Genomic DNA, 13,237 nt, shown 5'->3' with positions numbered 1-13,237 from the left:
GTTGTGCAGAAGCATCATCGGGGGGCGATGCTCGCGGAGGTGATGCAGTTTGTAGACGATCTGAAGAAGTTGGTCAAAATGCGACTGACCATGACGGTGGTGTTTTCGGCATCCATCGCATTCCTGATTGGTAGCAAGCAGCAAGGTGATATCAACTGGCTCAACTGGGTGATATTGACCCTTGGCGGTTTTCTTGTGACCGGTTCGGCCAATGGTTTCAACGAGATCATCGAACGAGATCTGGATAAACTGATGAAGCGTACGGCTGACCGGCCAATTCCTGCCGGTCGGATGACGACCGGACAGGCGCTGGTATTGAGTTTATTAATGGGGATTGCAGGCACGTACACGCTTGTTACGCTCAATTTCATGGCCGGCGTGCTGTCGGTCTTTTCTATTATTCTATACGCGTTTATCTATACGCCATTAAAGCGGAAGTCACCGATTGCCGTATTCGTAGGGGCTTTCCCGGGGGCACTACCTCCCTTGATTGGGTATTATGCCGCTTTTAGCCAAGATGACCTGGCGTTGTACAGCCAGTCGAACGCTGCGGCGATTATCGTCATCCCGTTGGTTTTGTTTGCCATTCAGTTTGTCTGGCAATTTCCTCATTTCTGGGGCATTGCCTGGGTACTTGACGAAGACTATAAGCGAGCCGGGTTCCGGTTGTTACCCACTACGCGCCGCGACAAGGTTTCGGCTTTCATGGTGTTATTTTCTACGCTGTTGATGGTTCCGGTGAGCTTGCTTCCTTATTATTTCGGATTCGGCGGAATAGCAGTTTCAGTGGTATCACTAGTGGGGGCATTGCTGTTCAGTTGGTACGGTCTGAAGCTATTTTTGAAGTGTGATTTGGCATCGGCGCGGAAGGTGATGTTTACGTCGTTTTTCTATTTGCCGCTTATCCAATTGGTGTTATTATTTGACTTTGTAGCATTATGATAGCCATGGCACAGTATACCCAGAATAAGGAAGATTTAGCACAGCAAAAGGCGAAGAAATTCAACCTTTGGCTAGGCATGATCGGGATGTTTATGATGTTTGCCGCATTATCCAGTGGTTTTATTGTATACACCGCCGGTGGGGCAGATCGTGGCATCAAAACCATGCTACCCGATGCATTTGTTTACAGTACGCTATTGATTGTAGCAAGCAGTATTACGATGCAGGTAGCTTATGTAGCGGCTAAGAAAACTCGGTTTACACAACAAAAGTTACTACTCGTGGCTACGCTCCTCTTGGGTATTGGTTTTTTTGTTATCCAGGTGTATGCTTGGGGTGTATTAACGAGCCGTGGCGTCGTATTTGTGAATAACAACGCATCCCAGTCGTTCATTTATGTCTTTACGGGTATGCACCTTGCCCATATTTTGGCCGGGCTTATTGTGCTGGCCCGCGCCCTGGTAGGGCGCATCCGGGGCGTTAATCAGGTAAGTAATGTGTTCCGGATGGACTTAGCTACGCTGTTCTGGCATTTTCTAGGCTTTTTGTGGATTTATATTTATGTTTTTTTACTTTTGAACCAATAACACTGAACAATGAGTACAACTGTAACGGAATTAGATAAGGTAAAAACCGGACGATGGCACGGTGGTAAATCACCTTTCAACGTGGAGTACGGCAAAATCATGATGTGGTTTTTCCTTGCGTCCGATGCATTTACGTTTTCGGCCTTTTTGATTTATTATGGCGCACAGCGTTTTGCTCATATGACGTGGCCTGATCCGGATAAATTATTCCAATCAATTCCCTTTGTAGCGGATTACGGCTATCCATTGGTATTTGTGGGGATTATGACCTTTATCCTTATCATGAGTTCGGTAACCATGGTGTTGGCGGTGGAGGCCGGCCATCGCAATGCGAAAAAAGAGGTGGTTGGGTGGATGATCGCCACCATTATCGGCGGTTTGATGTTTATTGGTTGCCAGGCCTTAGAGTGGACACACTTACACCACGCTGGTTTCTGGTGGGGAAGTATTCCGTCTCAGGAAGGCGTTTCGCCCGAGGTTACGCTGGCGCCGTATTTTTCGAAAGACATTTCGGAAGTCTCGGCATTGCAGTTTGCCAATCTTTTCTTTACCATTACCGGTTTCCACGGTTTCCACGTATCCGTTGGTATCCTGCTAAACATTATTATCCTGTGTATGACGCTTGCCAACACGTTCGAACGTAGGGGAAGCTATCTCATGGTAGAGAAGGTGGGGCTTTACTGGCACTTTGTGGATTTGGTTTGGGTATTTGTATTTACGTTCTTTTATTTGGTATAAACAGTTAAAGCAGTTTTGGAATTATGGCTTCTCAACATCAAGATCATACGGTAGGGCACGCAGACGGGCAACACCACGAGGGTATGACCAAAGGCAAGATTTGGCGCATCTTTTTTTACCTTCTTGCACTCACGGCGCTTGAGTTTTTCATCGCATTGGTGTTGGTACACGGTGGCGTGGTCGAAAAGGGATTGGCGGTGAATGCTGTTTACATCGCGCTTACGCTGCTTAAGGCTTATTATATCATTGCCTATTTCATGCACTTAAAGTTCGAAACGTTCGGCTTCATCATGTCTGTTGCTATCTCGTTTGTGCTGATTATTTACTTCATCGCATTGATGCTTACTGAGGGCGGTTACCTCAATACTCACTACAATCCGTTCCCACATTGGGCAAATCCGCAATGACGAATTCGGGCGGCACCAGCGGTGTAAAGAAAATTGCGATCCTGGCAGTTATTTTAATTCTGCCAGGATTTTTATATTTTTTACTGGAAAGGCAAGGTGAAAACCGTTACCAGGATCTACCTATCTATGGCGAGAAAGTATTAACGGGTACATTCACCAGTAGGATGGGGAAGCAGGTGCCGGATACATTGTTTCACCAGATTACACCCTTTACGTTGACCGACCAGCGGGGTGAATCCGTAACCGTGCTGGCCGGTAATCCGGCGATATCGGTGGTCAATTTTTTCTATACACGTTGTCCCACCTTTTGCAAGCATATGAACGATGAGATGAACCGGGTGGCCGATCGGTTTGCCAGCAACGGTATGGTAAACTTCTATACCTTAACGGTAGACACGGTTTACGATACGCCTGAAGTGCTGGATGCATACGCTGAAGTTTACCAGCCAGAAACAAAAAAATGGCGTTTCCTCACAGCCGGTGTAGACGATGTATATGACATCGCTCGAAATGGCTTTTTGGTGGATGCCGTACAAGATACAACGCGCGACGCCCATTTCATCCATAGTTCGTCACTGATATTAGTGGATTCCAAGCGGCGTATAAGAGGGTATTACGATGTCAATCAGAAAAAAGAGGTGGACCGCATGATTGATGAACTTAAATTACTGTTGGTGCAAGAGATAAGGGAGAATAGTCCGTATTGAGATATGAGATATGAGACGTAAGATATGAGCAAAGAGCAAAGAACAAAGAGCAAAGAGCGGCAATACAACCGATGGATTATGATACTCTCCATTGCTATTCCAGTGGTGGTGGCTATCCTATTTGGGGTGAATCTGCGGGATTTGGGGTACGACGTGGAGCCGCTGACCTTCCTGCCGCCGATTTACGCCACGATCAATGGTTTGACGGCCATCTTGCTGGTCTTAGCAGTGGTTGCTATCAAGAACGGCAAACGCAAGGTACATGAAACCTTGGTGAAAGTATGTATCGGTTGTTCGGCGGCATTTCTGCTGATGTATGTTGCTTACCACATGACGGCCGAGTCTACACCTTACGGCGGCGAAGGCACCATCCGATACGTGTATTTTTTTATTTTGATTTCCCATATCCTGCTTTCCATCGTTGTCATCCCTTTTGTACTTATTACGTTTATTCGGGGTTTGTCGGGCGATTTTTTACGGCATCGGAAATTGGCTAAGTATACGTTTCCGCTTTGGTTATACGTAGCGGTCTCCGGCGTGGTGGTATACCTGATGATTTCGCCGTATTACACTTAAAATCCGTAACTTTGCGCTATGGAGCGCATTTGGATATATCAAGCCGATCGGGAACTCACCGCTGCTGATAAGGCAAAGGTACTGGACAAATTAGAACTCTTCACGGCCGAGTGGAAGGCCCATGGCCGGCCGCTGGCTGCAAAGGCTGAGGTTCGCCATGATCGCTTCATTATCCTGATGGTGGATGATGCGATAGCGCCGCCAACAGGTTGTTCCATCGATAAATCAGTATACCTGCTTAAAGAAATCGAAAAGGAAACGGGTCTGAACCTCTTCGACCGCCTGCAGATGGCTTACCGGAAAGGAGGCCAGATAGTTGTTGCTCCGCGCGATAAATTTGAGCAGTTAGTTGCTGCGGGAGAAGTAACGGGGGATACCATCGTATTCAACAACCTGATCACCACTTACCCCGAACTGGAAACCCATTGGGAAGTGCCGTTGAAAGAAAGCTGGCACGCAGGGGTCTTTTTTAATTGATAGTTGACAGTTGATAATTGACAGTTCGTTATCCATTATCAACTATCCATTGTCCATTATTTAAGGAATTTGACTGTGGCCCATATACCGCACGATGGTGTTTGCTTTACGGTTGATGAATGCTGTCGGTTTCGCGGGCGACCAGTGCCTGGGGTTGGGGAGTACTGCTACGATCAAGGCTGCCTGGCGTTTGGTAAGGCTTTTTGCCGATTGTCCAAAGTAATGCTGGGTGGCAGCTTCGGCGCCGTATAATCCGTCTCCCGTTTCAATCACGTTCAGGTACACTTCGAGGATCCGTTTCTTGCTCCAAAATAATTCGATAAGTAGGGTGAAATAGGTTTCGAAGCCCTTCCTTATCCATGATCGGCGGGGCCAAAGAAACACGTTCTTGGCAGTTTGCTGACTGATGGTACTTCCGCCACGTAACCGGCCACCTTCTTTATTGCGCTCGTACGCATCAGCAATGGCTTCACGGTCGAGTCCCCAGTGCTCCATGAAACGGGCATCTTCGCCCGCAATGGCCGCACGCTTCAGATTGTCCGACAGGTCGTCGTATCGTACCCATTTTTTTGTGATCTTCCATTCCTTACCGTCGGCTTTTCGCTCGATCCCGCGCTGCACCATCAGCCAGGTGATTGGTGGGTTGATGAAACTGAGCAGGACAACCCACGCGATTGTGACGACAAAAAAACAAACAACTACCCGCAAGGACCACCGGAGGTATTTATTTTTAACCTTCGGTATGTACCGCGATAGTCCTTTTCGTTTACGCCTACGTTTTTGTTTGGTTGCCATGGTTTTCCTGTGGCGAATATACGAATACCGTTTGCCAAATCACCCCAATAATCCTATTTTTACGCCCTTGACATGGCAAAGACAGCAAGTAAGGCGGTGAAAAACACGGCGAAGAAAGAAACCCCATTGATGCAGCAATACAACAGCATCAAGGTGAAATACCCCGGAGCGTTATTGCTTTTCCGAGTGGGCGACTTTTACGAAACATTCGGTGAAGATGCCGTCAAGGCTGCCGGTATACTCGGAATCGTGCTGACTAAGCGGGGCAATGGCAGTGAATCAGAGACTGCTTTGGCGGGTTTTCCGCACCATTCGCTCGAAACGTACCTGCCGAAATTGGTGCGTGCAGGTCAACGTGTGGCGATATGTGATCAGCTAGAAGATCCGAAAACGACCAAGACCATCGTAAAACGGGGTGTAACCGAATTGGTAACGCCCGGCGTGTCGTACAACGATAATATTGTCCAACAGAAATCCAACAACTACCTGGCATCCATTTTTTTTGACAAGCAGGCCGTAGGCGTATCGTTTCTCGACATCTCCACGGGCGAGTTCCTGGTGGCACAGGGAACTCCGGCCTACGTTGATAAGTTGCTCCAAGGTTTCAAGCCAACGGAGATCATCATGGGCAAACGCCAATACAAAGCGTTCGTTGATCAGTTTGGAAGCCAATTCTATACGTATACACTCGACGAATGGGCCTACACAGGCGACTACGCCACCGAAACCCTGCTCAAACACTTCGAGGTCAAGTCGCTCAAGGGCTTCGGCGTAGATCGGCTGCCACTGGGTATTGTGGCGGCGGGGGTTGCGCTACATTACCTCAATGAAACCGAACACCGGAACCTGCAGCATATTTCAACACTTTCGCGCATTGAAGAAGACCGTTACATGTGGCTCGATCGATTCACCATTCGCAATCTCGAGTTGGTCGCTTCAGCGAATGAACGGGCCGTAACACTGGCCGATGTGCTGGATCAAACCGCTTCACCCATGGGTGCCCGTTTACTTAAGCGCTGGATGGTGATGCCGCTGAAAGACGAAAAAGCCATTACGGAACGGCTTGAGGTTGTCGACTACCTGTATCGGCATACCAGTCTCAGGGAGGAGTTGATTCGTGAAATCAAACAAATAGGCGATTTGGAGCGGCTAATCAGTAAGATAGGCCTCCAAAAGGCCAACCCCCGGGAAGTCGTTCAACTGAAGCGTGCGCTACATGCGGTTGAACAACTCAAAGTGCATATTGGCGATACTCCAGTGCACGCACTTCGCATCATAGCCGAGCAGCTGGATCCTTGTACGCAAATCCGCGAGCGTGTCGAAGCGCAGTTACAGGCTGAGCCACCGATAGCCGTGAACAAAGGGAACGTCATTGCCGATGGGGTAAATGCAGATCTAGATAAGCTGCGCGAAATCGCCTACGGTGGAAAAGATTACCTGCTGGCCATCCAGAAGCGCGAAGCGGAAGCCACCGGGATCCCGTCATTGAAGATTGCTTTCAACAATGTTTTCGGTTATTACCTGGAAGTAACCAATTCCCACAAGGAGAAGGTGCCAGCGGATTGGGTACGTAAACAAACACTGGTTAACGCTGAGCGATACATTACCGAAGAACTGAAAACCTACGAGGAGCAGATATTGGGTGCCGAAGAAAAGATACAGGCGCTCGAAAACAAGTTGTATGGTGAACTCGTTGCTGCCGTGGCCGAATACATCAAACCCATACAGCACAACGCACAACTGGTAGCCCGGCTGGATGTGCTGCTCAATTTTGCCGTAATTGCCCAGCGGAACCATTACGTGAAACCCACCATCGATCTGAACAATGCCATTGACATCAAAGGCGGTCGCCATCCGGTTATCGAACAGCACTTGCCGGTGGGTGAAGATTATATTACCAACGACGTTTTCCTGGATAATGATACCCAGCAGATCATCATTATTACGGGACCCAACATGGCGGGTAAGTCTGCTTTGCTGCGTCAGACCGGCCTGATCGTACTCATGGCCCAAATGGGTAGCTTCGTGCCGGCCAAGGAAGCCCGGATTGGCTTGGTCGATAAGATATTCACCCGTGTGGGTGCGTCAGATAATCTCACGTCGGGCGAATCGACGTTCATGGTCGAAATGAACGAGACGGCCAGTATCATGAACAACCTCTCCGAGCGCAGCCTTATTCTGCTCGACGAAATCGGGCGGGGCACCAGTACCTACGACGGCATATCCATCGCCTGGGCTATTGCTGAGTTCCTCCACAGCCATCCCACGGCAAGGGCGAAGACGCTCTTCGCCACCCATTACCATGAACTGAATGAACTCGCTGCCTCGTTCCCGCGGATTAAGAACTTCAACGTATCGGTAAAGGAAGTAGCAAACAAGGTGATTTTCCTCCGTAAACTGGTGCCTGGTGGCAGTGAGCACAGTTTCGGTATCCATGTAGCTAAACTAGCCGGAATGCCGCCAAAGTTGTTGCAACGCGCCAATGAAATCCTTAAGCGCTTGGAACAGGAGCGTACCGGCGGTGAGCACATCAAAGACAGCATCAAGAAAATCCAGAAACAGGCTTATCAGTTGCAGATGTTCTCAATCGACGACCCCATTCTCGTGAAAATCCGCGATATGCTCAATAACCTCGATGTCAACACCCTCACGCCGGTGGAGGCCCTCATGAAGCTGGACGAGATTCAGCGGCTGCTGAAGAATTGAGTAGCGGTGGGATTTTGCGTACGGCAAACCTGATTGTGGAATTGAACAATCGTTTGCGTTCGTTGAAGTATTGGATTATCAAGTTATTGGATGTATTATTGAATTTGCAGAAATTCATAACTACCGTGTTGATCAATTATACCCGAATGAATAAAAGGAAAATCTTACTGGTTTTAGGGCTTATTGTTTTTGTGTCATCATTTGCCAACGAATTGCCGATACAGGAGGAAAATTCCATACGGCTGATGTGCTATAACATTCGTAATGCGCGAGGGATGGATGATGTGACCGATTATCAACGGATAGCGGATGTGGTCAATGCGGCCAAGCCCGATATCATTGCCATCCAGGAGCTGGATAGCGTAACGAATCGAAGCAACAAGGTTGATGTGCTCGATGTGCTATCCAGGAATACGCTGATGTTCCCTACCTATGCAGCTGCCATCGATTTCGATGGGGGAAAGTACGGGATAGGAGTACTCTCTAAGGAGAAGCCCTTGAGCGTAAAAAGAATCCCGCTGCCAGGACGTGAAGAGGCACGCATGCTCCTTATTGTGGAACTTGAAGCGTACTATTTCGGTTGTACTCATTTTTCCCTGAACGCGGAAGACCGCCTTGAAGCCGTAGCGATTATCAAACGGGAAGCGGAGAGACTGGATAAGCCGTTCTTCCTGGCGGGCGACATGAACTCATCGCCCGACTCGCCGGTACAGGAAGCAATGAACGAATCATTCACTGCGCTGACCTCCCCCAAACAATATACCTTCCCCGCGACTGATCCCAATGTCTGCATTGACTATATCTATGGCTATAACGGGAAGGACGATTGGTCCAGACTGACAAACAGAGGCGTAATCGCAGCAGAAGTGGCATCGGATCACCGGCCGCTTTATGCCGAGATTCGGTTACATGCTGCGAAAGATGAGATTTTCCGTACGAAACCCTACCTGCAAAACCCTACGGGGAATGGCATAACGATCTCATGGCTTACCAATGTGCCGGTACATAGCTGGGTGGAATATGGTACCGATGGCAACCTGGACCAAACATTACAGCTTTATGTGGATGGGCAAATGCTTTGCAATAATTACCACCATAAATTCCGCTTGGAAAATCTGGAACCGGGCAAAACGTATAGTTATCGGGTATATTCCCGGGAAATCGCCGTTTATGAAGCGTACCGCAAAGAGTTTGGGGAAACGGCAGTTTCTGAGACGTATAATTTTAGGTTGCCTTCAGTTGGGGATACAGACTTTACCGCCATTATTCTTAACGACCTGCACCAACGCAAGGAACTGGTGGACATGTTCTCGGCACTGATTAGCGATGTCGATTATGATTTTGTCATTTTAAATGGCGACGTTATCGACGACCCAAGGAACGAAGCGCAGGCTGTCGCATCCATGTCGTACGTGAATGAGCATTTCAATGCAGAAACGGTCCCCGTTTTTTATATACGCGGCAATCACGAAATCCGGAACGCCTATTCCATCGGGCTCCGTGACCTGCTTGATTACGTGGGTGATAAAACGTATGGCTCGTTTAACTGGGGCGATACCCGAATTGTGATGCTCGACTGTGGCGAGGATAAGGCAGATGACCATTGGGTATATTACGGTTTGAACGATTTTACAGGTCTCCGGAAAGACCAAGCGGATTTCCTGCGAGAAGAACTGGCTACAGACGCGTTCAAAAGTGCGAGGAGGCGCGTGCTGATTCACCATATTCCCATCTACGGCATGCGTGAAGACAGTTACAACCCAAGCTTGGAAGAATGGGGGGGAATTTTGAAAGGTGCACCATTCGACGTTGCCCTGAATGGCCACACACACCGGTTTGCCTACCATCCGAGACATACGGCAGGCAATAATTTCCCGGTGGTGGTGGGAGGAGGAAACATTCCCGAAAGCGCTACCATGATGATACTTAAAAAAGTGGGAGAAAAGATGACCCTTCAGGTGCTTGATGTGAATGGAGTGGAGAAACTGAAGTTGGATATGTAACCTTTTCGTGGCGCATGATCTACGACCTTAAGGATTGTTAAACCTTGGCATCACTTCTGCTGTCCTATGGATAGTTGATTGATTGTTTCACGTAAAAGATTGATGCCATGAAGAAGTTATTGATCGGAATCGCTGCCCTCGCATTTGTTGCGGGTACAACCTTAGAAGCTGACGCACAGGAGCGGGGAAAAAGCCATCGTGGTAACCACAAAAAGGAGTACGCTAAGAAGTATCGTAAACACGATAAGGCCTTTCATAAACAGGAGAAAACATATTGGAAGCATGCAGAAAAACGTGACCGCGAATACCACAAATATTATGAAAAGCGCGATCGTGAGTACCGGAAATACGTGAAGCAACACAGACACCGTTATCGCGACCACGACGATTGGTATTATGGCAAGCGGTTTCATCATCGCAGCGAATACGTGTATTTCCCAAAATATCGTACCTACTATGACCCGTACCGTCGAGGATACGTGTACCGCCGAAACAATGCTTGGGTATTTGCCCAAACCATGCCTTCCTTTATGGTCGGTGTGAATGTTGGATCGCTGAATGTACAGTTTATGGCCAATGTGCCCCTGTAAGGTAGCAATCAACAATACGTCGCTTTTTCGGTCGGGCCGCACATTTGCTCGCTTATCTTATAATATATCGCCACGGGCTTGACCCCCGCCTGGTATCGGCTTCGAGTTGGCTTCGGAGGTGGGATTGTTCTCGGTGCCAGCCTGCTTTGCACTTGGATTGCCGGGGCCAATCCAAGTCCAGTCTAAGTCCAATCCAAGCTACGTCGGAGTTCAGACGAAGTACCGAAGCCGACCCGAAGCCAACCCGAAGCCAACCCCAAGCATACTTTGAGCCGACAAAGAATAATCGAACGCAGGTTATTAAGCCAACTTTAACTAAGTTTGTAAAAAGATCCATAGATGTCTAAAACCCTTATCAAAGCTGCAGCCATTGTCAATGAAGGAACGATAAACTCGTGTGACGTATTGATTGTTGATGGTCGCATTGAAAAAATAGCACCTCAGCTTGATGTGGCGGCGGATACCGAAATTGACGCCGAAGGGCTGTATCTGCTGCCGGGCCTGATCGATGATCAGGTGCATTTCCGTGAGCCGGGACTTACCCATAAGGCGGATATCTGGCACGAGAGCCGTGCGGCGGTAGCGGGGGGGGTCACGTCATTCATGGAAATGCCCAATACCATTCCCAATACGCTGACACAGGAACTTCTACAAGAGAAGTACGATGTCGCCTCGCGCCAGTCATTGGCCAATTATTCCTTCTATATGGGGGCATCTAATGACAACCTAGAGGAGGTGCTCCGTACCGACCCGCAGCAGGTATGTGGTATAAAGGTATTCATGGGGTCGTCCACCGGTAACATGTTGGTAGATGATGAGTATACGCTCGAAGGCATCTTTGCCAATGCACCTATACTCATTGCCACCCACTGTGAAGATGAAGCGACCATCCGGCAAAATCTGGCTAGGTATAAAGCGACTTACGGCGATAAGCTTACTCCTGATATGCATCCCTTAATCCGGTCTGCCGAAGCATGCTACATCTCCTCTTCCCGTGCGGTCGATTTAGCGAAAAAACACAATACGCGGCTCCATATACTCCACATCTCCACGGCTGAAGAGGTAGGCTTGTTTGAAAAAGACGTGCCGCTGGAGGCCAAACGGATTACTTCCGAAGCATGTATACACCACCTTTGGTTCAGTGACACAGATTATGCCGAAAAAGGTAATTTCATCAAGTGGAACCCTGCGGTAAAAACAGATGCCGATCGCAAGGGGATATTAGCGGCGGTGTTGGAAGGACGGATAGATGTAATCGCTACCGACCATGCCCCGCATACGTTGGCGGAAAAGTTACAGCCATACAGCCAAGCCCCCTCGGGCGGTCCGCTGGTACAGCATGCGTTACAAGCCCTGCTAGATATGCACCATAATGGCCAGATTACGCTGGAACAACTGGTACAGAAGACGGCACACAACGTGGCTACCTGTTTCCAGGTGAAACAGCGGGGTTTTATCCGCGAAGGTTATTGGGCCGACCTCGTATTGGTCGATCTGCACAAGCCTTACACGGTGAGCCGGAGTAACATCCTTTCCAAGTGCGGCTGGTCACCATTTGAGGGGCATACCTTTAAGTCGAGCATTACCCGTACTTGGGTATCGGGTAACCTGGTGTATGAACACGGCGTGGTATTAGAGAAGGGTAGCGGGCGCCGGCTATCGTTTGACCGGTAGTGTCATTGTAAAAGATATGGATAAGCGCACCTTTATCAAAACACTGGGATTAAGTATGGCAGCAATGCCTTTATCCACCAGTGGCCCTGCAGTTGTGCACCGTTATCGGTCGCCCATACATCCACCCACAATCAAAAAAGGGGATGCCATAGGTGTGATTACACCGTCGTCGCCACTGATTGACGACGAAGGTTACCCGATTGCTGACGCAAACTTCGAGGCACTGGGTCTCCAGCTCCGATGGGGCAAAAATGTGGGTAGGAAATACGGGTACTTGGCCGGTACAGACGAAGAGCGGCTAGCCGATCTGCACGATATGTTTGCCGACCCCCACATAAAGGCTATTATCTGCCTGCGGGGTGGTTCGGGCGCGGCTAGGTTGCTCGATAAGTTGGACTACGGGCTCATCGCCCGTAACCCGAAGATTTTTCTGGGCTATAGCGATATCACGGCGTTCCATCAGGCTATCCATACGCAAACGGGACTGATTACGTTCCATGGGGCCGTTGCCAATAGCCGGTGGACCCCTATGGTCTTCGATCAGTTCAAGCAGTTGTTTTTCCAGGGCCAACCACCGATATACGCGGCCAATCAGCGTCCGGTCCGAACGCTGACACCGGGAATAGCCGAAGGGAAACTATTAGGTGGCAACCTCACGGTGTTGACAGGCCTTGCGGGATCCCCGTATTATCCCGACTTCACCGACAGCATCCTCTTTCTGGAAGATATCGGTGAGGAGCCATACCGCATCGATCGGATGTTTAGCCAACTGGCGCTATCTGGCGCGTTGCAACGCATCAAGGGGTTTGTTTTTGGGCGATGCTCGGATTGTGAGGCATCGAATCCGGGCAACTCGTTGACATTAGACCAGATATTGGACAATTACATCAAGCCGCTGGATATACCGGCTTATCAGGGTGCACTGATAGGGCACATGGACGAGCAGTTTATCCTGCCGGTGGGAGCCCGCGTGCGTATGGATGCAGATTGGGGATCCATTACCGTCGTCGAAAACATTTTCGCCGCCGGTTAGTT

At 49.1% G+C, this 13,237-nt stretch carries 13 protein-coding genes; 12 read left to right on the top strand and 1 reads right to left on the bottom strand.

Annotated elements, in window-relative coordinates; all coding sequences use genetic code 11:
* The first annotated feature begins 39 nt into the window (after nucleotides 1-39).
* Genes cyoE through VNQ80_RS01060 form a run of 7 tightly spaced genes read left to right on the top strand, consistent with a single transcriptional unit; the run spans nucleotide 40 to nucleotide 4,434 of the window.
* A complete protein-coding gene (gene cyoE, locus VNQ80_RS01090; RefSeq protein ID WP_414692973.1) occupies nucleotides 40-942 on the top strand; it encodes a heme o synthase in 903 nt (300 codons plus the stop codon).
* Nucleotides 943-947: 5 nt separating this feature from the next.
* A complete protein-coding gene (locus tag VNQ80_RS01085; protein ID WP_325635501.1) occupies nucleotides 948-1,529 on the top strand; it encodes a cytochrome c oxidase subunit 3 in 582 nt (193 codons plus the stop codon).
* A gap of 9 nt (nucleotides 1,530-1,538) precedes the next feature.
* Nucleotides 1,539-2,267 carry a cytochrome c oxidase subunit 3 gene (locus VNQ80_RS01080; RefSeq protein ID WP_325635499.1) on the top strand — a complete coding sequence of 243 codons (729 nt, stop codon included), beginning with the start codon at nucleotides 1,539-1,541 and terminating at the stop codon, nucleotides 2,265-2,267.
* Between the two features lie 23 nt (nucleotides 2,268-2,290).
* Nucleotides 2,291-2,674, top strand: coding sequence for a cytochrome C oxidase subunit IV family protein (locus VNQ80_RS01075; RefSeq protein ID WP_325635497.1), 384 nt, complete (start codon nucleotides 2,291-2,293; stop codon nucleotides 2,672-2,674).
* Nucleotides 2,671-3,381, top strand: a complete 711-nt coding sequence (locus VNQ80_RS01070; protein ID WP_325635495.1) for an SCO family protein — start codon at nucleotides 2,671-2,673, stop codon at nucleotides 3,379-3,381. The genes VNQ80_RS01075 and VNQ80_RS01070 overlap by 4 nt, the downstream gene beginning before the upstream one ends.
* Before the next feature lie 24 nt (nucleotides 3,382-3,405).
* Entirely contained in the window at nucleotides 3,406-3,957 is a 552-nt protein-coding gene (locus VNQ80_RS01065) for a DUF420 domain-containing protein (RefSeq protein WP_325635493.1), read from the top strand.
* Between the two features lie 18 nt (nucleotides 3,958-3,975).
* Nucleotides 3,976-4,434: an ABC transporter ATPase gene (locus VNQ80_RS01060; RefSeq protein ID WP_325635491.1), complete on the top strand. Its 459-nt coding sequence runs from the start codon at nucleotides 3,976-3,978 to the stop codon at nucleotides 4,432-4,434.
* Between the two features lie 60 nt (nucleotides 4,435-4,494).
* Here the strand turns inward: VNQ80_RS01060 and mtgA are convergent, their stop codons facing one another.
* The gene (gene mtgA, locus VNQ80_RS01055; RefSeq protein ID WP_325635489.1) at nucleotides 4,495-5,229 is read right to left on the bottom strand and encodes a monofunctional biosynthetic peptidoglycan transglycosylase; all 735 of its coding nucleotides are present in this window, start codon (nucleotides 5,227-5,229) and stop codon (nucleotides 4,495-4,497) included.
* A gap of 72 nt (nucleotides 5,230-5,301) precedes the next feature.
* Between mtgA and mutS the strand changes: the two genes are divergently transcribed.
* The 5 genes from mutS (at nucleotide 5,302) to VNQ80_RS01030 (ending at nucleotide 13,235) form a co-directional block, all read left to right on the top strand.
* Nucleotides 5,302-7,935, top strand: a complete 2,634-nt coding sequence (gene mutS / locus VNQ80_RS01050; RefSeq protein ID WP_325635487.1) for a DNA mismatch repair protein MutS — start codon at nucleotides 5,302-5,304, stop codon at nucleotides 7,933-7,935.
* A gap of 146 nt (nucleotides 7,936-8,081) precedes the next feature.
* On the top strand, nucleotides 8,082-9,938 hold the full coding sequence (locus VNQ80_RS01045) for an endonuclease/exonuclease/phosphatase family protein (RefSeq protein WP_325635485.1): 1,857 nt from the start codon (nucleotides 8,082-8,084) through the stop codon (nucleotides 9,936-9,938).
* 107 nt (nucleotides 9,939-10,045) lie between these two features.
* Nucleotides 10,046-10,528, top strand: a complete 483-nt coding sequence (locus VNQ80_RS01040; RefSeq protein ID WP_325635483.1) for a hypothetical protein — start codon at nucleotides 10,046-10,048, stop codon at nucleotides 10,526-10,528.
* Between the two features lie 339 nt (nucleotides 10,529-10,867).
* Nucleotides 10,868-12,202, top strand: coding sequence for a dihydroorotase (locus VNQ80_RS01035; protein ID WP_325635481.1), 1,335 nt, complete (start codon nucleotides 10,868-10,870; stop codon nucleotides 12,200-12,202).
* 16 nt (nucleotides 12,203-12,218) lie between these two features.
* Nucleotides 12,219-13,235 carry an LD-carboxypeptidase gene (locus VNQ80_RS01030; protein ID WP_325635479.1) on the top strand — a complete coding sequence of 339 codons (1,017 nt, stop codon included), beginning with the start codon at nucleotides 12,219-12,221 and terminating at the stop codon, nucleotides 13,233-13,235.
* Nucleotides 13,236-13,237: the final 2 nt, after the last annotated feature.

The organism is Parapedobacter sp. (genome assembly GCF_035556095.1).
Lineage (GTDB): Bacteria > Bacteroidota > Bacteroidia > Sphingobacteriales > Sphingobacteriaceae > Parapedobacter.
Note: the sequence above shows the minus strand (reverse complement) of the source record. Positions and strands in the feature narration are given on the sequence as shown.

What these genes read in the sequence shown, in the direction of transcription:
- VNQ80_RS01085 (WP_325635501.1), top strand. Translation starts at nt 948, where the DNA reads ATGGCACAGTATACCCAGAATAAGGAAGATTTAGCACAGCAAAAGGCG.
- VNQ80_RS01080 (WP_325635499.1), top strand. Translation starts at nt 1,539, where the DNA reads ATGAGTACAACTGTAACGGAATTAGATAAGGTAAAAACCGGACGATGG.
- VNQ80_RS01075 (WP_325635497.1), top strand. Translation starts at nt 2,291, where the DNA reads ATGGCTTCTCAACATCAAGATCATACGGTAGGGCACGCAGACGGGCAA.
- VNQ80_RS01070 (WP_325635495.1), top strand. Translation starts at nt 2,671, where the DNA reads ATGACGAATTCGGGCGGCACCAGCGGTGTAAAGAAAATTGCGATCCTG.
- VNQ80_RS01065 (WP_325635493.1), top strand. Translation starts at nt 3,406, where the DNA reads ATGAGCAAAGAGCAAAGAACAAAGAGCAAAGAGCGGCAATACAACCGA.
- VNQ80_RS01060 (WP_325635491.1), top strand. Translation starts at nt 3,976, where the DNA reads ATGGAGCGCATTTGGATATATCAAGCCGATCGGGAACTCACCGCTGCT.
- mtgA (WP_325635489.1), bottom strand. Translation starts at nt 5,229, where the DNA reads ATGGCAACCAAACAAAAACGTAGGCGTAAACGAAAAGGACTATCGCGG.
- mutS (WP_325635487.1), top strand. Translation starts at nt 5,302, where the DNA reads ATGGCAAAGACAGCAAGTAAGGCGGTGAAAAACACGGCGAAGAAAGAA.
- VNQ80_RS01045 (WP_325635485.1), top strand. Translation starts at nt 8,082, where the DNA reads ATGAATAAAAGGAAAATCTTACTGGTTTTAGGGCTTATTGTTTTTGTG.
- VNQ80_RS01040 (WP_325635483.1), top strand. Translation starts at nt 10,046, where the DNA reads ATGAAGAAGTTATTGATCGGAATCGCTGCCCTCGCATTTGTTGCGGGT.
- VNQ80_RS01035 (WP_325635481.1), top strand. Translation starts at nt 10,868, where the DNA reads ATGTCTAAAACCCTTATCAAAGCTGCAGCCATTGTCAATGAAGGAACG.
- VNQ80_RS01030 (WP_325635479.1), top strand. Translation starts at nt 12,219, where the DNA reads ATGGATAAGCGCACCTTTATCAAAACACTGGGATTAAGTATGGCAGCA.